Annotated in this window: 20 protein-coding genes; 5 read left to right on the plus strand and 15 right to left on the minus strand. The window is 74.0% G+C overall.

The genetic code is table 11. The features are described from left to right. Positions 1-37: 37 nt before the first annotated feature. A complete protein-coding gene (locus AC3CH1_RS09315; RefSeq protein WP_488462494.1) occupies positions 38-1261 on the plus strand; it encodes a THUMP-like domain-containing protein in 1224 nt (407 codons plus the stop codon). 782 nt (positions 1262-2043) lie between these two features. Here the strand turns inward: AC3CH1_RS09315 and AC3CH1_RS09320 are convergent. Both AC3CH1_RS09320 and AC3CH1_RS09325 read right to left on the minus strand, forming a co-directional pair. Continuing rightward, positions 2044-2508: a VOC family protein gene (locus AC3CH1_RS09320; protein ID WP_488462495.1), complete on the minus strand. Its 465-nt coding sequence runs from the start codon at positions 2506-2508 to the stop codon at positions 2044-2046. Between the two features lie 153 nt (positions 2509-2661). Then, positions 2662-4206 (minus strand): MFS transporter, encoded by a 1545-nt coding sequence (locus AC3CH1_RS09325; RefSeq protein ID WP_488462496.1) that lies wholly within the window; start codon positions 4204-4206, stop codon positions 2662-2664. Between the two features lie 127 nt (positions 4207-4333). On the opposite strand from AC3CH1_RS09325, the gene AC3CH1_RS09330 reads away from it, so the two are divergent. Further along, complete coding sequence (locus AC3CH1_RS09330; RefSeq protein ID WP_488462497.1) at positions 4334-5083, plus strand: TetR/AcrR family transcriptional regulator; 750 nt, start codon at positions 4334-4336, stop codon at positions 5081-5083. Positions 5084-5319: 236 nt separating this feature from the next. Here AC3CH1_RS09330 and AC3CH1_RS09335 read toward each other — a convergent pair whose 3' ends face one another. Genes AC3CH1_RS09335 through tsaB form a run of 4 tightly spaced genes read right to left on the minus strand, consistent with a single transcriptional unit; the run spans position 5320 to position 7881 of the window. Continuing rightward, positions 5320-5589: a hypothetical protein gene (locus AC3CH1_RS09335; RefSeq protein WP_488462498.1), complete on the minus strand. Its 270-nt coding sequence runs from the start codon at positions 5587-5589 to the stop codon at positions 5320-5322. Then, positions 5586-6716, minus strand: coding sequence for a tRNA (adenosine(37)-N6)-threonylcarbamoyltransferase complex transferase subunit TsaD (tsaD, locus tag AC3CH1_RS09340; RefSeq protein ID WP_488462499.1), 1131 nt, complete (start codon positions 6714-6716; stop codon positions 5586-5588). Before tsaD ends, AC3CH1_RS09335 begins: the two co-directional genes overlap by 4 nt. Further along, positions 6716-7204 carry a ribosomal protein S18-alanine N-acetyltransferase gene (rimI, locus tag AC3CH1_RS09345; protein WP_488463453.1) on the minus strand — a complete coding sequence of 163 codons (489 nt, stop codon included), beginning with the start codon at positions 7202-7204 and terminating at the stop codon, positions 6716-6718. The genes tsaD and rimI overlap by 1 nt, the downstream gene beginning before the upstream one ends. A 29-nt stretch (positions 7205-7233) precedes the next feature. After that, positions 7234-7881, minus strand: coding sequence for a tRNA (adenosine(37)-N6)-threonylcarbamoyltransferase complex dimerization subunit type 1 TsaB (gene tsaB / locus AC3CH1_RS09350; RefSeq protein ID WP_488463454.1), 648 nt, complete (start codon positions 7879-7881; stop codon positions 7234-7236). A gap of 134 nt (positions 7882-8015) precedes the next feature. Here tsaB and AC3CH1_RS09355 point away from each other — a divergent pair, with 134 nt between their 5' ends. Further along, positions 8016-8618: a hypothetical protein gene (locus AC3CH1_RS09355; RefSeq protein WP_488462500.1), complete on the plus strand. Its 603-nt coding sequence runs from the start codon at positions 8016-8018 to the stop codon at positions 8616-8618. A gap of 15 nt (positions 8619-8633) precedes the next feature. On the opposite strand, the gene AC3CH1_RS09360 is transcribed toward AC3CH1_RS09355, so the two are convergent. From AC3CH1_RS09360 to glmS, 8 genes are all read right to left on the minus strand, one after another. After that, entirely contained in the window at positions 8634-8837 is a 204-nt protein-coding gene (locus tag AC3CH1_RS09360; protein ID WP_488462501.1) for a hypothetical protein, read from the minus strand. A gap of 207 nt (positions 8838-9044) precedes the next feature. Next, entirely contained in the window at positions 9045-9614 is a 570-nt protein-coding gene (tsaE, locus tag AC3CH1_RS09365; RefSeq protein ID WP_488462502.1) for a tRNA (adenosine(37)-N6)-threonylcarbamoyltransferase complex ATPase subunit type 1 TsaE, read from the minus strand. Continuing rightward, positions 9583-10824 carry an alpha/beta fold hydrolase gene (locus tag AC3CH1_RS09370; RefSeq protein ID WP_488462503.1) on the minus strand — a complete coding sequence of 414 codons (1242 nt, stop codon included), beginning with the start codon at positions 10822-10824 and terminating at the stop codon, positions 9583-9585. The genes tsaE and AC3CH1_RS09370 overlap by 32 nt, the downstream gene beginning before the upstream one ends. Continuing rightward, positions 10821-11993: an alanine racemase gene (alr, locus tag AC3CH1_RS09375; RefSeq protein ID WP_488462504.1), complete on the minus strand. Its 1173-nt coding sequence runs from the start codon at positions 11991-11993 to the stop codon at positions 10821-10823. Before alr ends, AC3CH1_RS09370 begins: the two co-directional genes overlap by 4 nt. Before the next feature lie 69 nt (positions 11994-12062). Next, a complete protein-coding gene (locus tag AC3CH1_RS09380) occupies positions 12063-12449 on the minus strand; it encodes a DUF488 domain-containing protein (RefSeq protein WP_488463455.1) in 387 nt (128 codons plus the stop codon). A 39-nt stretch (positions 12450-12488) separates the two neighbouring features. Continuing rightward, on the minus strand, positions 12489-13937 hold the full coding sequence (locus AC3CH1_RS09385) for an NAD(P)H-hydrate dehydratase (RefSeq protein ID WP_488462505.1): 1449 nt from the start codon (positions 13935-13937) through the stop codon (positions 12489-12491). 179 nt (positions 13938-14116) lie between these two features. Further along, positions 14117-14485, minus strand: coding sequence for a holo-ACP synthase (locus AC3CH1_RS09390; RefSeq protein ID WP_093693534.1), 369 nt, complete (start codon positions 14483-14485; stop codon positions 14117-14119). A 41-nt stretch (positions 14486-14526) separates the two neighbouring features. After that, on the minus strand, positions 14527-16374 hold the full coding sequence (gene glmS / locus AC3CH1_RS09395) for a glutamine--fructose-6-phosphate transaminase (isomerizing) (RefSeq protein ID WP_488462506.1): 1848 nt from the start codon (positions 16372-16374) through the stop codon (positions 14527-14529). A 90-nt stretch (positions 16375-16464) separates the two neighbouring features. On the opposite strand from glmS, the gene AC3CH1_RS09400 reads away from it, so the two are divergent. Both AC3CH1_RS09400 and AC3CH1_RS09405 read left to right on the plus strand, forming a co-directional pair. Next, complete coding sequence (locus AC3CH1_RS09400; protein ID WP_403903326.1) at positions 16465-16686, plus strand: type II toxin-antitoxin system VapB family antitoxin; 222 nt, start codon at positions 16465-16467, stop codon at positions 16684-16686. Further along, entirely contained in the window at positions 16683-17093 is a 411-nt protein-coding gene (locus AC3CH1_RS09405; protein ID WP_488462507.1) for a PIN domain-containing protein, read from the plus strand. The genes AC3CH1_RS09400 and AC3CH1_RS09405 overlap by 4 nt, the downstream gene beginning before the upstream one ends. A gap of 56 nt (positions 17094-17149) precedes the next feature. On the opposite strand, the gene AC3CH1_RS09410 is transcribed toward AC3CH1_RS09405, so the two are convergent. After that, positions 17150-18505 carry a M14 family metallopeptidase gene (locus AC3CH1_RS09410; protein ID WP_488462508.1) on the minus strand — a complete coding sequence of 452 codons (1356 nt, stop codon included), beginning with the start codon at positions 18503-18505 and terminating at the stop codon, positions 17150-17152. Between the last annotated feature and the right edge of the window lie 155 nt (positions 18506-18660).

The raw sequence follows: 18660 nt of genomic DNA on the forward strand, positions 1-18660 counted from the left end.
GGCGGCGCGGGCAGCGGCACCCGGCGCAGCGGCCACAATGGACCGGGTGAACGCAACGACCCCCTCCGCCCCGGACGACGACCCCGCCCGCGCCGCCTTCGCGGCGCTGCGCACCCCCGGGGGCGAGCAGCTGCTGGCCGAGCTGCGCGACCACGACCCCGCCGACGAGCTGGCCGCCGCGACCCGGCTGCGCCGCACGCACCCGGCGGAGCTGGTCTCGGCGGCCCTGGGCCAGGCCCGGCTGCGGCAGCGGGCGGTGGCCAAGTTCGGGGCCGAGGACGCCTACCGGATGTACTTCACGCCCAACGGGGTCGAGCAGGCCACCCGCACCTCGGTCGCCGCCCACCGCGCCGCCCGGTTCGCCGGGCTCGGCGTGCGGAGCGTGGCCGACCTGTGCTGCGGCATCGGCGGCGACGCCCTCGCCCTGGCCCGCGCCGGGATCTCCGTCCTGGCCGTGGACCGCGACCCGTTGACCGCCGAGGTGGCCCGCGCCAACGCGGAGGCGCTCGGTCTGGAGGGGCTGATCGAGGTGCGGTGCGCCGATGTCACGGAGGTCGACACCGCCCCGTACGACGCGGTGTTCGTGGACCCGGCCCGGCGCGGCGGACGCGGCCGCATCTTCGATCCGGAGGCGTACTCACCGCCGCTGTCCTGGGCCTCGGCCGCCGCGCTGAAAGCCCCGAGGGCGGCGCTGAAGATCGCCCCGGGCGTGCCGCACGAGGCGATCGGCCCGGAGGCGGAGGCCGAGTGGATCTCGGACGGCGGCGACGTGAAGGAGGCGGTGCTCTGGTACGGGGAGGGCTTCGCGCCCGGCGCGTTCCGGGCCACGCTGCTGCCCTCCGGGGCGACCCTGACCGCCCCGGCCCCCCTGCCCGCCCCGCCCGTGGGCCCGGTCGGGCGCTATCTGTACGAGCCGGACGGCGCGGTAATCCGGGCGCATCTGGTCGCCGACATCGTCGAGCGGTGCGGCGGGCGGCTGGTGGACGAGACGATCGCGTACGTCACGAGCGACACGCGGTACTCCTCCCCGTACGTCTCCGGGTACGAGATCACCGACCGGCTGCCGTTCAACATGAAGAAGCTGAAGGCGCTGCTGCGGGAGCGGGAGGTCGGTGTACTGACCGTCAAGAAGCGCGGCTCGGCGGTCGAGCCGGAGGAGCTGCGTCGCCGGATGAAGCTGAGCGGTCCGCACGCGGCGACGGTGTTCCTGACCCGGGTGGCGGGGGCTCCGACGATGCTGATCGGCCATCCGCTGGGCTGACCCGCCCGGCGGGTCCCATCAGGACGCCCACCACCCAGCGGCGGTGCGCCAGGGCCGTGACCGCGCCGGTCAGCGCGGTCAGCCAGGCGACCATGCCGACGCCCATCACCAGGGCGACCAGCCCGTACGTCTCCCGGCCGGGCCGCGCGCTCGCGGGTCCGAGCACACAGAGGGCGAGCCCCACCGCGCCCAGGACGAACGACAGGAGCAGCCAGGCGAGGCTCGTCCCGGGCATCCGCAGCCGCCGGTCGCGCTCCGGGTCCCGGTCCAGCGCGCCCCAGGCGGCGAGCAGCGAACGGACCTTCCGGTCCCGCGCGACGCCGAGGCAGAAGAAGATGACGGCCGGGATCAGCACCGTCGCGCCGCTGACCAGGCTGACGATTCCGCCGATGACACTGGTGAAGTCAACCAGGTCGACCGCCTGCTCGAACAGGACGATCCCGGAGCCCACCAGGGCCCAGCCGATCGCGACGAGCCCCGCCCACATCCACAGCAGTCCGAGCCGCCCGGGACCCACGTGCATCCTCACCAGCTCGCCCAGGACCACCGCCCGGTCGGCGAGCAGCGCCTCACGGTCGGGCCAGGAGCGGATCCCGGCAGGCGGCGGAGGCGGCGGGAGAGGGGCACGGCGTGGCATGCGCAGAACACTATCGACCGGGCCACGAGGGTCCGCGCGCGTTCGTCCGGGCCCACACGGCCGCGCGCCGGCCCAAGCCCCTGCGACCGCCTGCCGCCTGCCGCCTGCCGCCCACCGCATCAAGCTCCGGCGGCCTCGCGTCCGTTCAGGCGTCGCGCAGCGCCTGGATGTCCAGCTTGCCCATGCCGAGCATCGCCTTCATGGTCCGGTCCGCCTTCGCCGGGTCCGGGTCGGCCAGCAGGCGCGGCAGCTCGTTCGGCACGATCTGCCAGGAGACCCCGTACTTGTCCTTGAGCCAGCCGCACTGGCCTTCTTCGCCGCCTTCGGAGAGCGCGTCCCAGAGCCGGTCCACCTCGGCCTGGTCGGCGCAGTCCACGGAGAGCGAGATCGCCTCGGTGAAGGGGAACTGCGGCCCTCCGTTGAGCCCCGTGTAGTCCTGGCCCGCGAGCCGGAACTCGACGGCAAGCACGGACCCCGTCTCGCCCGGGGCGGACTCTCCGTAGTGGGTGACGTCCAGGATGCGGGAGTCCCCGCCGAAGATACCGACGTAGTGTTCGGCCGCCTCCTCGGCCTTGCCGTCGTACCAGAGACAGGGGGTGATCTTCTGCATGGTCTTCTCCTCGTCGGCCCGTCCACACGTCCGGACCGCAAGTCCGGACGTCGTGGAAGGTAGACCCGGTCCGCCGCCCGAACTCATCGGACACGCCCCGGCCCCGCCGCCCCCACCCGCGCGGGCTCAGCGGGAAGCGACGGCGGCACCGGCTCAGCGGGAAGCGGCGTCGCCCTCCCGCTCGGCTCCCCGGTCCCGCCCGGCTCCCCGGTCTCGCCCGGCGCGCGTCGGCCCGTCGAGTGCCTTCCGCCCCGTCGGCAGCAGGACGTACGCCGCCAGCGCGGCCGCCGCCAGGAGTCCCGCGGCGGCCCAGAACGCGGCCGCGTACCCCGAGGCCAGCTCGGTGCGCCCGGTGGAGCCGCCGGTGACCCGGGCGGCGACGGTGACCAGGACCGCGAGGCCGAGCGAGCCGCCGACCTGGCGCGAGCTGTTGAGCAGCCCGGAGGCCATGCCGGTCTCGCCCGTGGCCACGTCGGTCGTCGCGGCCGTGCCGAGCGGGACGAAACAGAGCCCGATGCCGAAGGCGCAGAGCAGCGACGGGCCGAGGATGGAGACGAGGAAGCCTCCGTCGACCGTGGCGGTGACCGCGTACCAGGCCATGCCGAGCGCGGCCAGCGTCGCGCCCACCGTCATCAGCCGACGGATGCCGAGCGCGGCGACCGCCCGGGTGGCGAGGATCGAGCCGGCGACGACGCCCACGCAGAACGGCAGGAACGCGAACCCGGCGGCCGTCGGCCCGAACCCGAGGACCAGCTGCATGTAGAGCGAGACGAAGTAGAACGCGCCGAACTGGGCCGAGGCCAGCAGCAGACAGAACAGGTTCGCCGTCAGCACCGGCCGCCCCCTCAGCAGGCCGGGCCGGAGCAGCGGGGACGCGGTCCGCAGTTCGACGGCGACGAAGGCGGCCAGCAGGATCACCGCGGCGCCGAGGGAGGCGAGCGTGACCGCAGAGCCCCAGCCGTGGTCCGAGGTCCGCACCAGACCGAGGACCAGCAGCGTCGTCCCGGCCGTGACCAGCAGCGCCCCGGCCACGTCCAGCCGCGCCCCGGGCCGCCGCCCCCCGCCGACGGGTCCGGTGCGCGCGGCGGCGGCCAGCGCGAAGGCGACGATCGGCACGTTGACCAGCATCACGGACCGCCAGCCCGTCGCGTCGGTGAGCACCCCGCCCGCCAGCACCCCGACCGCGCCGCCCGCCACGCCCGCCATGCCCCACAGCCCGAGCGCCCGGGACCGGGCGGGCCCGGCCGGGAAGGCGAGAGTGATCAGGGCGAACGCCACCGGGGCGAGGGCCGCCGCGCCGACGCCCTGGACGGCCCGCGCCGCCACCAGCGACCCGGGCGACCAGGCGAACCCGCCGGCCAGGCTGGCCAGACCGAAGAGCCCCAGACCCGCCGTCAGGACCCGGCGCGGACCGGCCAGATCGGCGAGCCGGCCGCCGAGCATGAGGAGCCCGCCGAAGGCGAGGGCGTAGGCGTTCACGACCCACAGCAGCCCTTCCCCGCCGAAGCCGAGGTCGCTGCGGATGTCGGGCAGCGCGACGTTCACCACGGACATGTCCAGCGACACCAGGAACTGCACCGTGAGCGCCACCACCAGCAGCCACCACGCGTGCCGCTCCCCCGCGCCCTGCGCAGCCCTCGCGCCCGCCGCCCCTCCCTCGGGGGCTCTCCCCGTCCCGCTCTTCCCCGCGCCGTCCATGACGCCCCCTTCGCTTCGCGCTTCCCTCGACCGGGAATTACCATACACGTATAAAAATTAGGCGCCGATGGTTCGGGAGGGTCCCGCGGCGGACCGGAACAGAGCCCCGGAAGGAGAGAATGCCCAGGTGTCAGGCACCGAGAAGACAAAGAAGACAGAGAAGATGAAAAATCCGGTGACGGGCGGCAAACCGGACGCGTCCGGACGGCCCGTGGGACGGCCCGTGGGACGTCCCCGCCGGCTGGACCCGGAGGTGATGGTCGCCACCGCGCGTCGCATCGTCGAGGAGGAGGGCGTGGCCGCCCTGTCCATGCGGCGGGTGGCGAAGGAGCTGGGCAGCACGCCCATGGCGCTCTACCACTACGTGCAGGACAAGGACGAGCTGCTGATGCTCACCCTGTCCGGCACGGCGGCGGCGTTCCCGCGCCCGGAGCTGCCCGAGGACCCGCGCGAGCGGCTGGTGGCGGTGGCCGCGCACATGCACGACGTCATCGGCCGGATCCCCTGGGTGCTGGACATCCTGGCGCTGGGCGAGCTGACCGACCGCAACGCGCTGTGGATGGTGGAGGAGATCATCGACTGCGCGCTCGCCTGCGGCCTCTCCCCGGCCCGCTCGGTGCGGGCGTACCGGACGATCTGGAGTTACGTCTACGGGGACCTGGTCTTCCGCAGGGCGGCGGCCCGCCGGGCGGAGAACCCGTCGCGCCGCGAGTTCTTCCCGGAGATGGTCACCGAGCAGGACGCGGCGGAGCTGCCCCGGCTCACCGAGGTCAAGGACCGCTGGCGGGAGTACGCCGCCGACTACGAGACCGTCGAGGAGCTCGACGCGATCGTGGACGGTCTGCTCAGGCGCGGGACGCGGGGCGCGAAGGCCTGACCGGTCCACCGGGGCGCGAAAGCCTCACGGACCGAGCCGCCGGGCGCGAAGGCCTCACGAACCGGGCCGCCGGGCGCGAAGGCCTCACGGACCGAGCCGCCGGAACACGGAAAGCCTCACGAACCGGGCCGCCGGGCGCGAAGGCCTCACGGACCGGGCCGCCGGGACGCCGAAAGCCCAGGACCGGGCCGCCGGGACGCACGGGTGTCGCGTGTCCCCCGCCCGGCCCCGCGCGTTCAGCCCACCGTCTCGAAGCGCCAGCGGTGCACCGGACGGGTGATCAGAGCGGCGTCGGGCTCGGGGAGTTCGGGGAGGTCGTCGCCGTACGAGGCGCCCTGCCACCACGTCATCACCAGCACCCGGTCCTGCGGGGCGCGCAGCAGTTCGCTGCGGTGGGGTTCGCGGGCCAGCTCGGCGGCCCGTGCCCGCGCCCACTCCAGGAGTTCGCCGCCGCGTCCCTCGGCGGCGCGGGCCTCCCACATCAGGACGATGGTCGGGGCGCTCATGAGTACAGGTTGTCCTTGCTGATCTCGTGCACGTGGTCATGCGTGTGCTCATGCGTGTGCTCATGCGTGTGCTCATGGTGGGCCCCCGGCACATGCGGCTCCGTGACCGGCAGCGAGGAGTCGGCGGACAGCTCCAGGTCGGAGGGGCGGCGGTTGCGGGCGACCATCTCCGCGCCGAGCGCGGCGACCATCGCCCCGTTGTCGGTGCAGAGCCCGGGGCGCGGCACCCGCAGCCGGATGCCGGCCCGCTCGCAGCGTTCCTGGGCCAGGGCGCGCAGCCGGGAGTTGGCCGCGACACCGCCCCCGATCATCAGGTGGTCGACGCCCTCGTCCTTGCAGGCCCGCACGGCCTTTCGCGTGAGCACGTCCACCACGGCCTCCTGGAAGGACGCCGCCACGTCCCGGACCGGCACCGCCTCGCCCGCCGCGCGCTTCGCCTCGATCCAGCGGGCGACGGAGGTCTTGAGCCCGGAGAAGGAGAAGTCGTAGGGGGCGTCGCGCGGGCCGGTCAGACCGCGCGGGAACGCGATCGAGGCCGGGTCGCCCTCCTTCGCGAGCCGGTCGATGACCGGGCCGCCGGGGAAGCCGAGGTTCAGCACGCGGGCGATCTTGTCGAACGCCTCGCCCGCCGCGTCGTCGATCGTCGCGCCGAGCGGCCGGACGTCGCTGGTGATGTCGGGGGCCAGCAGGAGCGAGGAGTGGCCGCCGCTGACCAGCAGGGCCATCGTCGGCTCGGGCAGCGGGCCGTGCTCCAGCTGGTCGACGCAGATGTGCGAGGCGAGGTGGTTGACCCCGTAGAGCGGCTTGCCGAGCGCGTACGCGTACGCCTTCGCGGCCGAGACGCCGACGAGCAGGGCTCCGGCGAGGCCGGGGCCCGAGGTGACGGCGATCCCGTCGAGGTCACGGGCGCTGATCCCGGCCTCCTTCAGGGCCCGTTCGATGGTGGGGACCATCGCCTCCAGGTGGGCGCGGGACGCGATCTCCGGGACGACGCCGCCGAAACGGGCGTGGGTGTCGACGCTGGAGGCGACGGCGTCCGCGAGCAGGGTCGTACCGCGCACGATGCCCACGCCGGTCTCGTCGCAGGAGGTCTCGATGCCGAGTACGAGGGGTTCGTCGACAGCCATCATTCAGTCCCGGTCTCTGGTGCGTGCTCGTGCACTGCTTGCTCTTGCATGGTCAGGCGCATGACCAGGGCGTCGATGTTCCCCGGCTGGTAGTAGCCGCGCCGGAAGCCGATCGGCTCGAAGCCGAAGCGCTCGTACAGCTTCTGTGCCCGGGTGTTGTCGACCCGGACCTCCAGGAGGACCGTGGCGCACTCGAAGTCGGTGGCGGCCTTCAGCAGGTCGGCGAGGAGTTCGGAGCCGAGGCCGGTGCCCCACGCCTCGCGGCTGACCGCGATCGTCTGGACGTCGGCCAGGTCGCCGAGGGCGGCGAGCCCGGCGTAGCCGGTGATCCGCCCGGTGGCGGGGTCCTCGGCGACGACGTAGTGGCGGGTGGCGCCGGGGCCGCGGGCGTGCGCCAGCTCGGACCAGAACATGCCGGGCGACCAGGCGTCGTCCGGGAACAGCGCGTGTTCGAGGTCGAGCACCGGCGCGATGTCCCACCAGCGCATCTCGCGCAGTACGGCGGCGGTGGCGGTGCTCACGTGGGGGTGACCACCTTGTAGTTCTTCGGGACCTGCGCGTCGGGCCTGCGCAGATAGAGCGGCCGGGGCTCCAGGAGCTCCTGTCCGGCGGCGAGGCGCTCGGCGGCGAGCCCGGCGAGCGCCCCGGCGGCGACGTGCTCGGGGCCGCGCGCGTCCGGGAAGGCGTCCGGGTAGAGCACCGCGCCCGCGCCGACCACGGGGAGCCCGGCCAGCGCCCCGGCGATGTCGGCGGGCCGGTCGACGGCGGGTTCGCCCGAACGGGTGCGGGCGTCCTCGTACCGCGCCCAGTAGACCTCCTTGCGGCGCGCGTCGGTCGCCACGGCGAACGGCCCTTCCAGGCCCTCCAGTCCGGCGGCGTGGGCGAGGCCGTCCAGGGTGCACAGGCCGTGGACCGGCACGGAGAGGACGGAGCCGAAGGTGGCGGCGGTGACCAGGCCGACCCGCAGGCCGGTGTACGGGCCGGGGCCGACGCCCACGACCACGGCCGTCACGGCGTCGAGGGCCGTCCCGGCCTCGGCGAGGACCCGGTCGACGGCGGGGAGCAGCAGCTCCCCGTGCCTGCGGGCGTCGACCTGTCCCGAGGAGGCGATGACGGACGTGCCGTCGTGCAGGGCGACGGTGACGGCGGGCGTGGCGGTATCCATGGCGAGCAAGAGCACGCAAACAGCCTACGGCTCCGCCGACGGCGTTACGGCGTCCGTACGGCGTCCCGGCCCGCCCGCTCCCTGCTGCTACCGTCACCGGGTATCCGCGGGTACGACGTAAACGCTTGTACGACATGCGGCAACGGCAGTCGAAAGGGGATTTCACGGTGGCTAGGGGAAGCTCGGGAATCGTGGCCGGGCTCACTGCGGCGGCGGTCGCCGCGGTCGCCTTCCTCGCCTACCAGGCCTCGGCGAACGCCCCCGCCTCGGTGGCGTCCACGTCCGGCCCGAAGCCCACTGCCTCGGCCTCGGCCTCGGCGCAGCCCTCCGCCAAGCCGAAGCCCACGGCCGACCCGCTGGCGGTCCCGGCGGCGTCCGGCACGGGCGAGCGCGTCGTGTACGCGCTGAAGGACCGCCGGGTGTGGCTGGTCGACGAGTCCGGCGAGGCGATCCGCACCTTCACCGTGATGCCGAGCCCCGTCAGCCCGCCCCCCGGGGTCCACAAGGTCACCTCGCGCTCGGGCACGGTCCAGGGTTCGGACGGCATCCCGATCGAGCACGTGGTCCGCTTCGCCAACGTGGACGAGGTGGCGATCGGTTTCAGCGCGGCGCAGGACGGCTCGATGGCCAGCCCGGACCCGACGTCGAAGACCGGCGGTGTCCGGATGAAGCGCGCGGACGGCAGCGCGATGTGGACCTTCGCGACGGTCGGCGCGAAGGTCGTCGTCGTCCCGTAGGGCGGCCCGGCAGGCTTACGCCGCCCGCTCCCGGACGGCGTTCCCGTGGACGCTCTCCTCGTCCCGGTCGCGGTCCCGGTCCGCCGCGTCGGACGGATCCGGCGCCTCGCTCGGCGGGGTGGAGACCGCGGTGGCCGCGGCGCACGAGGCCAGCAGGTCCCTCATCGACAGGGCGGACGGAGTGGGTCGCGGCTGCGCCGCGCGCTCGGGCGTCGGCATGGATTGCCTCCTTGGTGCTCCGATGGAGGGCGTGGTTAGGTAGACCTAACCACGTCTCGTACCCATGTGACCACGACCACGGCCCCCCGCGCAACAGTTTACCGACGGACTGTCGGGAAGGTCTCGTGAAGGACGGCAGCGGAGAGCGGACGGCTGCGGAGGAGGGCGGCCCCGGAGGACGGGCGGCCCCGGAGGGCCGGCCGCGCGTTACGCCAGGTCCGCCCGCAGCCCCGCCCAGCGCGTCCCGATACCGACCAGGGTCACCTCGCGCCGCTCGTCGTCGGTGTCGCCCGTCGCACGGTCGATGAGGACCCGCAACCGGTCGTCGGCCAGCTCCTCGACCTTGCCGTCGCCCCACTCCACGACCACCACGGACTCCGGCAGCGACACGTCCAGGTCCAGGTCCTCCATCTCGTCGAGCCCGCCGCCCAGGCGGTACGCGTCGACGTGGACCAGGGCGGGACCCCCGGTCAGCGAGGGGTGGACGCGGGCGATGACGAACGTGGGCGAGGTGACCGCGCCGCGCACGCCGAGGCCCTCGCCCAGGCCCCGGGTCAGCGTCGTCTTCCCGGCGCCCAGCTCCCCGGTGAGCATGACCAGGTCGCCGGGGGCCAGCACCCGGGCGAGCCGGCGGCCCAGGTCCTGCATCTGTTCGGGCGAGGTGACGGTGAGCGTCACGGTCACCGCCTCGGGTACGGCCCCGGCGGGCTCGGGAGCGGTCGTCCCCGCTGTCTCCGGAACGGTCTCAGCGGCCGGGCCGCCGTGCGGTGCTTCCATGTCCGCCAACGTTAGCGCCCGGCACGGTGCCGCTGCGTACGAGCAGGTCGGCCAGCCGGTCGGTGACCGTCTCCGGGTGCTCCAGCATCACCAGGTGCCCGGCGTCCGGCACGATCACCAGCTCGGCGTCGGGCAGGACGTCGGCGATGGCCTCGCTGTGGGAGCTGGGGGTGACCAGGTCCTTCTCCCCGGCCAGGATCAGCACGGGCACGTCCCGGAACGCGGGCAGCGCACCGCTCTTGTCGTGCTCGGTGAAGGCCGGGTAGAACTCGGCGACCACATCGATCGGGGTGGACTCGATCAGCCGTTCCGCGAACCGGGCGACCGCCGGGTCCACGTCCCGCGAGCCGAACGAATACCGCTTGATCAGTCCGGCGAAGAGGTCCGCGGTGGCCCGCCTCCCCTTCTCCACCAGCTCCGTCTGCGAGCCGAGCGCCTTCAGCACCCCGGGCAGCACCCGGCGCACCGCGTTCACGCCCGCCACCGGCAGCCCGAAGTTGACCTCGCCGAGCTTGCCGCTGGAGGTGCCGACCAGGGCGACGGCGGCGACCCGGTCGCGGACCAGGGCCGGGCACTGGTCGGCCAGCGCCATCATCGTCATGCCGCCCATGGAGTGCCCGACCAGCACCAGCGGGCCCTCGGGCGCCGCCGCGTCGATGACCGCCTCCAGGTCGCGGCCGAGCTGGTCGATGCCGAGCGGCACCCCGTCCGCCTGGGCCCGGCCCCGCCCGGAGCGGCCGTGGCTGCGCTGGTCCCAGTAGACGGCGCGTACGAGGCCGCGCAGGGCGGCCCGCTGGAAGTGCCAGGAGTCCTGGCCGAGGCAGTAGCCGTGGCTGAAGACGACGGTGACCGGGGCGGGGGCCTTGCGCCCGAAGAGCCTGCGGCGGCGGGTGCCGGTGGCGTCTCCCTCGGAAACCTCGGGCGCCTCGTCCTCCACCTCGTCGATCTCGTAGTACAGCTCGGTGCCGTCGTCGGCGACGGCCCGGCCCGGCGTGCCGCGCAGCGAGCCGTAGGGCCCGGTGGCGTCCAGCGCGAGACGGGCCTTCTTGCGCATGCCGCGCCCGACGGTGAGCCGCTCCACGGCGACCCCGGCGGCCGCGCCGGCGGCGAGCACCCCTATGGCGGCTCCGGCGATCCCGGCCCGGCGCCAGCCTGCCGCGCCGGCGGCGGCGGTCGCGGCCACCACGGCCCCCGCGTCGCTTTCGCTCACCGCGGCACACCCCCGGTCGGTTCGCCGGCCGTCCCGTTCACGTACACCCGGGGCACCCGGGAGCCGATGCGGGTGACGATCTCGTACGCGATGGTGCCGGCGGCCTCCGCCCAGTCCTGCGCGGTCGGCTCGCCCCGGTCGCCCGGCCCGAACAGCACCGCTTCCGCGCCCGGCTCCGGCCGGTCGCCGCCGAGGTCGACGACGAACTGGTCCATGGCGACCCGGCCCGCGACCGTGCGCACCTTCCCGCCGACCAGGACGGGCCCCGTGCCCGACGCGTGGCGCGGGACGCCGTCCGCGTAGCCGACGGGGATCAGGCCGAGGGTCGTCTCGGCGGTCGTCGTGTAGTGGTGGCCGTAGCTGACGCCGTGTCCGGCCGGGGCGTCCTTGACCAGGGCGACGGAGGCGGCGAGCGTCATCACGGGCCGCAGCCCGAAGTCGGCGGGCGTGCCCAGCTCGGGGGCGGGCGAGATGCCGTACATCGCGATGCCGGTCCGCACGAGGTCGAAGTGCGCCTCGGGGATCGTGAGCGTGGCCGGGGAGTTGGCCAGGTGCCGCACCTCGGGCTCCACGCCCTCCTTCTCGGCGTACGCCACCATGTCGCGGTAGACGCCGAGCTGGGCGGCGATCGAGGGGTGGCCGGGCTCGTCGGCGCAGGCGAAGTGGGACCAGAGGCCGGTGACCTCCACCCGTCCGGCCCGCTCGGCGGCCAGCGCCCCGGTGACCAGCTCGGGCCAGTCGGCGGGCTGACAGCCGCCGCGGCCGAGGCCGGTGTCGGCCTTGAGCTGGATCCTGGCCGGCCGGCCGGCCGCGTCGGCGGCCGCGACGACCTCGCGCAACGCCCACATGCCGCTGACCGACACGTCGATGCCGGCCTCGATCGCCTCGCGCCAGGGGCCCCCGGGCGTCCACAGCCAGCACATGATCCGGCCGTCGAGTCCGGCCGCGCGCAGGGCGAGGGCCTCCTGCGGGGTCGCGGTTCCCAGCCAGGTCGCCCCGGCCTCGCGGGCGGCCCGCGCGCAGGGCACGGCCCCGTGCCCGTAACCGTCGGACTTCACCACGGCCATGAGCTGCGCCCCGGCCGCACGCTCGCGCAGGACGCGCACGTTGGCGCGCAGCGCGGCGAGGTCGATCTCGGCACGGGCTCTCAGGGACGCTGTCTCGTTCATCGCGCCCAGTCTCTCAGAGGCGTCGGTCGCCTCCCCGGCGGTGCACGCCGATTTCCAACCGTATGTACGTTACGTACGTTTCATCACCTGGGTCAGGTGGTCGACCAGGACCGGGACATGGCTGTCGTCCACGTCCTTCACGGCGGTGATCAGCGTGACGGGTCCGCCCTCGCGCACCAGGCCGACGAGCCGCTCGACGGCCTCCGTGTGCGCCGGGTCGTCCAGTTCGGTGCGGTAGCGCTCGACGAAGCCGTCGTGGCGCGCCCCGGAGCCGCCCTGGTGGTACCAGGAGCGCAGCTCGTCCGAGGGGGTGACGTCCTTCAGCCATACGTCGATCGCGGCCCGCTCCTTGGAGACGCCCCGGGGCCAGAGCCGGTCGACGAGGACCCGGGTGCCGTCGCCGTCCTCCGGCGGGTCGTAGACCCTGCGTACGCGTACGGGTTCGCTCACTGCCAGGACCGCCCTTCCGCCGGGGCTTCCAGCATGGCCCCCTCCTCACCCCGCCCGCACGTCGCGCCAGGCGGCCTGGATGCCGTCCGCGACGTCCTGCGCGGAGACGGGGGCCCCGTCGGAGCCGTGCCGGGCGGCGAGCCCGTGCAGATACGCGCCCACGGACGCGGCGTCGCGCGGGGCGAGTCCGGCCGCGAGCAGGGACCCCGTCAGCCCGGAGAGCACGTCGCCGCTGCCCGCCGTGGCGAGCCAGGACGTGCCGGTCGGGTTGACCCGTACGGGGGTGTCGCGGGCCTCCGCGATCAGGGTCGTGGAGCCCTTGAGGAGCACGGTGGCCCGGTAGCGGGCGGCCAGTTCGCGCACCGCGGCCAGCCGCCCGGCCTCGACATCCTCGCGGGCCGTGCCGAGGAGCGCGGCGGCCTCGCCCGCGTGCGGGGTGAGGACGGTCGGCGCGGTCCGGGTCCGCACGGTCGCCGGGTCCAGCAGCCGCAGCCCGTCCGCGTCGACGAGCACGGGGACGTCGGCGGCCAGCACGTCGGCGACGGCCGCCTCCGCGCTCCGCCCGTCGCCGAGCCCGGGCCCGACCACCCAGGCCTGCACGCGTCCGGCCTCCGACGGCGGCCCGGCGTGCACCAGCGCCTCGGGGAAGCGGGCGATCACCGCGTCCGCGCCCGGCCCGACGTACCGCACGGCCCCGGCCCCGCCGCGCAGCGCGCCCGCGACCGCGAGGACGGCCGCGCCCGGGTAGCGCTCGGACCCGGCGACGACGCCGACGACGCCGCGCCGGTACTTGTCGCTCTCCGGGCCCGGCGCGGGCAGCAGCGCGGCGACGTCCGCGTACTGGAGGGCCTCCAGGTCCGGCGGCTCGGGCAGTTCCGGGCCGAGCCCGATGTCCACCAGCCGCAGGGCCCCGGCGTGTTCGGCGGCCGGGTCGATCAGGAGGCCGGGCTTGTAGGTGCCGAAGGTGACCGTCGCGTCCGCGCGGACCGCGTCCCCGTGCACCTCCCCGGTGTCGGCCTCCACCCCGCTCGGCAGGTCGACGGAGAGGACCGGGGTACGGTCCCCGGTCACCGTGTGCAGCAGCCCGGTGGCGTCCTCGCGCAGCCCGCCGCGCCCGCCGATACCGGTGATGCCGTCCACGACGAGGTCGAGCACGCCGAGCCCGTCAGGCCCGTCGACGACCCGTCCCCCGGCCGCCAGCAGGGCCGCGAGGCCGCCGGGGTGGGCCCGGTCGGGGGCGAGCAGCAGGGCCCGGACGCCCGCGCCCCGGCGGGCCAGACGGGCGCCCGCGTACAGCGCGTCGCCGCCGTTGTCGCCGCTGCCGACCAGGAGCAGGACCCGGGACCCGTACACCCGGCCGTTGCGCCGCAGCAGGTCGCCGCAGGCCACGGCGAGCCCGGCGGCGGCGCGCTGCATCAGGGCGCCCTCCGGCAACCGTTGCATGAGGGCGGCCTCGGCGGCCCGTACGGTCTCCACGCTGTAGGCACGTCGCATGGGTCCAACCCTCCGCGATCACGCGGCCCGACGCCACCCCCGTACGCCGTACGCCCGCCGCGCGGGAGCGACTCGTACGCCGTACGCCCACCTTGCGGGCTCGCGGGAGCCATCCGTACGCCCCACGCCCACCTCGCGGGAGCCACCCGTACGCGACGGCCTCCCTGGGACCACGAGGCTCACCCCTCGGCGATGACCACCGCCGACGCCACCCCCGCGTCGTGGCTGAGCGAGACGTGCCAGCCCCGTACGCCCAGTTCGGCGGCGCGGGCGGCGACCGTGCCGCGTACCCGCAGCCGGGGCTGCCCGCTCTCCTCGACCCAGACCTCCGCGTCGCTCCAGAGCAGCCCGCCGGGTGCGCCGAGCGCCTTGGCCAGGGCCTCCTTCGCGGCGAACCGGGCGGCGAGCGAGGCGATTCCGCGCCGCTCGCCGCTGGGCAGCGTCAACTCGCTCGCGACGAAGAGCCGGTCGGCCAGCTGGGGCGTACGCTCCAGCGCCGCGCCGAAGCGCTCGATCTCGGCCACGTCGATGCCGACCCCGATGATCACGAACCCACCCCTGTCACCTCGTCGCCCGGGCGCGTCCCGGGTCACTCCACGGTCACGGACTTCGCCAGGTTGCGCGGCTGGTCCACTTCGTTGCCGCGGGCCGTCGCGAGCTCGCAGGCGAAGACCTGGAGGGGCACGGTGGCGACCAGCGGCTGAAGCAGCGTAGGCGTTGCGGGGACCGTGATGAGGTGGTCGGCGTACGGGACGACGGCCTCGTCGCCCTCCTCGGCGACGACGATGGTGCGCGCGCCCCGGGCCCGGATCTCCTGGATGTTGGAGACGATCTTGTCGTGGAGGACCGAACGGCCGCGCGGCGACGGCACGATGACGACGACCGGGAGGCCCTCCTCGATGAGCGCGATCGGCCCGTGCTTCAGCTCGCCGGCCGCGAAGCCCTCGGCGTGCATGTAGGCGAGTTCCTTGAGCTTGAGCGCCCCTTCGAGGGCGACCGGGTAGCCGACGTGCCGGCCGACGAACAGCACGGTGTCGTGGTGGGCGAGGGACCGGGCCAGCTCGCGCACGGGCTCCATCGTCCCCAGGACCCGGTCGACCTCGCCGGAGATCGCGGAGAGCTGGCGCACCACCGTACGGATCTCGTCGCCCCATTTGGTGCCGCGCACCTGGCCGAGGTAGAGCGCCACGAGGTAGCAGGCGACGAGCTGGGTGAGGAAGGCCTTGGTGGAGGCGACGGCGACCTCGGGCCCGGCGTGCGTGTAGAGGACGGCGTCGGACTCGCGCGGGATCGTCGAGCCGTTGGTGTTGCAGATGGCGAGCACCTTCGCGCCCTGTTCGCGGGCGTGCCGCAGCGCCATCAGGGTGTCCATGGTCTCGCCGGACTGGGAGATGGCGACGACGAGGGTGCGCTGGTCCAGGATCGGGTCCCGGTAGCGGAACTCGCTGGCGAGTTCGGTCTCGCAGGGCAGCCGGGTCCAGTGCTCGATGGCGTACTTGGCGATCATCCCGGCGTGGAAGGCGGTCCCGCAGGCGACGATGACGACCTTGTCGACCTCCCGCAGATCGGCGGCCGGGATGCGCACCTCGTCGAGGTGGAGCGCGCCCTCCCCGTCGACGCGGCCGAGGAGGGTGTCGGCGACGGCCCGGGGCTGGTCGGCGATCTCCTTGAGCATGAAGGAGGCGTAACCGCCCTTCTCGGCGGCGGACGCGTCCCAGTCGACGTGGTACTCGCGCACCGCGGCGATCTCCCCGTCGAACCCGGTGACGACGACGCCCTCGCGGCTCAGCTCGACGACCTGGTCCTGGCCCAGCTCGACGGCGGACCGGGTGTGCGCGATGAAGGCGGCGACGTCCGAGGCGAGGAACCACTCGTCCTGCCCCACGCCCACGACGAGCGGTGAGTTGCGCCGGGCGCCGACCACCACGTCCGGCTGGTCCGCGTGCACGGCGACCAGGGTGAAGGCCCCCTCCAGCCGCCGGCACACCTGGCGCATCGCCTCCGCGAGGTCCCCGCCGGCCGAGAACGCCTCGGCCAGCAGGTGCGAGACGACCTCGGTGTCCGTCTCCGACTCCAGGGCGTGGCCGCGTCCGGTCAGCTCGCGGCGCAGGGCCGCGAAGTTCTCGATGATCCCGTTGTGCACGACGGCGACCCGGCCCGCGTTGTCCAGATGCGGGTGGGCGTTGGCGTCGGTGGGCGCTCCGTGCGTCGCCCACCGGGTGTGCCCGATCCCGGTCCGCCCGGCCGGCAGCGGCCGGGCGGCGAGCTCCTTCTCCAGATTGACGAGCTTGCCCGCCTTCTTCGCGGCGGCGAGCCCGCCGTCCGCGAGAACGGCGACGCCCGCCGAGTCGTAGCCCCGGTACTCGAGGCGCTTGAGTCCTGCTACGACGACGTCCTGCGCCGACTGCATTCCGACATAACCCACGATTCCGCACATAGCGGCACCCTAAGGCCGCTAGCGCCTCGCAGGAGGAATGTTGGTCGCATACAATTCCTTGTACATGACCCACACGAAGGGCGGTCGGACATGTCAGTGACCCAGATCGACATAGACGATGAAGCCTTGGAGCGGGCGATGGCCCTGTCCAAGGCCCGGACGAAGAAGGAGACCGTCAACCTCGCCCTGCGCTTCTACGCGGAGCAGCAGGAGCGTGCGGCGCGGATCGGCCGCCACTTCGAGCGCGCGCGCGGATGGGGCGCGGTCGAGGACGCCGAGCGGCGGCATCGGGCGGAGAAGGACGGCCGGTGATCTGCCTGCTCGACACTTCGGGCCTCGTCCGGCTGCTCTCCGACGCCTCTCTGCAGTCGGCGTGGTCCGAAGCCATCGAGGCCGGGACGATCGCCTCCTGCTATCCCCAGCGAGCGGAGTTCCTGTACGGCGCCCGGAGCGCGCGCGAGTACGACGAGATCGTGGAGATGTTCACCGACCTCTACCCGGACGTCTCCGTGCCGAAGAGCGCGGGACGCTGGGTCGCCTCGGTCCAGCACCGCATGGCACGCGCCGGGCAGCACCGCAGCGCCTCCGCCGTGGATCTCGTCATCGCCGCCACGGCAGCCCATCACGGCCTGACGGTCCTTCATGACGACCTCGACTACCGCACGGTCGCCCGGCACGCTCCCGACCTGGGCGAACACAGCGTCCATGACGTGGCCTGACTCTCCGGTGCGGGCCCGTGCGAAGAGTTCCGCACCGGAGCGGGTTCAGTGGTCCGTCAGGAGCAGTACTGCGCCTCCTTGCCGATCGACCGGTACATGCAGTCCGCGTTCTCGATCAGCTGGAGCACCGCGTCCCGGTTGCGCGACGTCTCGCGCTCGATGACCTCGTCGGGCGGGTAGAAGCCGCCGCCGGACGCCGAGCGCGGGTACATCTCGAAGGTGTAGCCGAAGATCTTCTGCGAGCCCCACAGCCAGTCGTCGATGGACCCGTCGGTGATGTAGAGGTCGCTGGACTGCTCGGCGGTGTACCCGTTGCTCGCCGCCATCTTCCGGCCCACGGCCGCGAACGCGTTGCGGTCGTCGGCGGTCATGCCGGGGGCGGTGTCGTTGTACGTGTAGCCGAAGGGCCACAGCACCAGTTCGCTGTACGTGTGGAAGTCGATGGCCGCCGTGATCTGCTGCTTCCCGCCGATCACCCGGCTGCGCACGAAGTCCGCCACGATCCTCGTCTCGGGCGCGGACTCGGCGGCCGCCCCCCGGTAGGTGTCGGACGAGGTGCTGGAGGAGGAGCCGCCGCAGCAGCCCCACTTGTAGGCCCAGTTGCGGTTGAGGTCGGTGCCGACCGCGCTGGAGCCGGAGTTGGGCTGCCGGTTCTTGCGCCAGCTGCGGTACGAGCCGGAGGCGATGTCGTACTCGCCGCCGTCCGGGTTCATGTCCGGCACGATCCACAGCTCGCGGCCGTCGACCGCCTGCTTGATCCGGGAGTCGGCCCCGTAGCCCTGGCCCAGTTCACGGAGCAGGTAGAGCGCCATCTCGACGGTCAGGTGCTCGCGGGCGTGCTGGTGGGCGGTGAACAGGACCTCGGGCTCGGCCTCGTCGGTGGCGACGTTGTCGCTGACCTTGACCGCGATGACGTCGCGGCCCTGGTAGGTCTTGCCGATGACGCGCTTGCTCATGATCGAGGGGTTCGCGGCGATGCGGGCGTCGATCGCCGCGTTCATCTCGGCGTAGTTGTGGTAGCGGGAGTCGGCGGGCGGGAAGTCGAGGACGCTCACGCCGTCCGCCGCGCGCGGCGGGGCGTCCGGGGCGGGCAGGGCCGCCAGTACGTGGCCGCGCGCCCGGAGCTTCCGGGCCTGGGCGGCGTCCGCGGTGACGACGACGCCGTGGTCGTGGACCTCGTCGATCGAGACGCCCACGCGGGCGATGTCGGTGCGGGCGGCAGGGGTGGTCCGCCCGGTGATCTCGTACTGGAGCGTCCGCTCGTCCGCGGCGACGGCCGCGTTCGGGGCCGCGTTCCCGGCGGTCGCCACGGTGGTGGCGGGGGCCGCGAGGGCGAGGGCGAGCAGGATGGTCAGGGCGGCGTTGCGCCGGGCCTTCGTCGGCCGGGATCTCCGTGCGGTGACGAGTCGCATGCTGGCGTCTCCTGGGTCCGTCGGGGTGGGGGGTGGAGCTGTGCGTGTGCGACGGGCACAGAATGGACGCATGTCATGAGCGGGTCAAGACGATGGTTCCGGCCATCGGTGGGCGCGGTGGTGCTGCTACGGGTACGCGAAGGGCGGCCCGCCGT

This window comes from Streptomyces sp. MGP-P1 (assembly GCF_057766565.1).

Excerpts from the sequence above, each read along its gene's own strand:
- AC3CH1_RS09315 (WP_488462494.1), top strand. The coding sequence starts at position 38 with ATGGACCGGGTGAACGCAACGACCCCCTCCGCCCCGGACGACGACCCC.
- AC3CH1_RS09320 (WP_488462495.1), bottom strand. The coding sequence starts at position 2,508 with ATGCAGAAGATCACCCCCTGTCTCTGGTACGACGGCAAGGCCGAGGAG.
- AC3CH1_RS09325 (WP_488462496.1), bottom strand. The coding sequence starts at position 4,206 with ATGGACGGCGCGGGGAAGAGCGGGACGGGGAGAGCCCCCGAGGGAGGG.
- AC3CH1_RS09335 (WP_488462498.1), bottom strand. The coding sequence starts at position 5,589 with ATGAGCGCCCCGACCATCGTCCTGATGTGGGAGGCCCGCGCCGCCGAG.
- tsaD (WP_488462499.1), bottom strand. The coding sequence starts at position 6,716 with ATGGCTGTCGACGAACCCCTCGTACTCGGCATCGAGACCTCCTGCGAC.
- rimI (WP_488463453.1), bottom strand. The coding sequence starts at position 7,204 with ATGCGCTGGTGGGACATCGCGCCGGTGCTCGACCTCGAACACGCGCTG.
- tsaB (WP_488463454.1), bottom strand. The coding sequence starts at position 7,881 with ATGGATACCGCCACGCCCGCCGTCACCGTCGCCCTGCACGACGGCACG.
- AC3CH1_RS09355 (WP_488462500.1), top strand. The coding sequence starts at position 8,016 with ATGCGGCAACGGCAGTCGAAAGGGGATTTCACGGTGGCTAGGGGAAGC.
- AC3CH1_RS09360 (WP_488462501.1), bottom strand. The coding sequence starts at position 8,837 with ATGCCGACGCCCGAGCGCGCGGCGCAGCCGCGACCCACTCCGTCCGCC.
- tsaE (WP_488462502.1), bottom strand. The coding sequence starts at position 9,614 with ATGGAAGCACCGCACGGCGGCCCGGCCGCTGAGACCGTTCCGGAGACA.
- alr (WP_488462504.1), bottom strand. The coding sequence starts at position 11,993 with ATGAACGAGACAGCGTCCCTGAGAGCCCGTGCCGAGATCGACCTCGCC.
- AC3CH1_RS09385 (WP_488462505.1), bottom strand. The coding sequence starts at position 13,937 with ATGCGACGTGCCTACAGCGTGGAGACCGTACGGGCCGCCGAGGCCGCC.
- glmS (WP_488462506.1), bottom strand. The coding sequence starts at position 16,374 with ATGTGCGGAATCGTGGGTTATGTCGGAATGCAGTCGGCGCAGGACGTC.
- AC3CH1_RS09400 (WP_403903326.1), top strand. The coding sequence starts at position 16,465 with ATGTCAGTGACCCAGATCGACATAGACGATGAAGCCTTGGAGCGGGCG.
- AC3CH1_RS09410 (WP_488462508.1), bottom strand. The coding sequence starts at position 18,505 with ATGCGACTCGTCACCGCACGGAGATCCCGGCCGACGAAGGCCCGGCGC.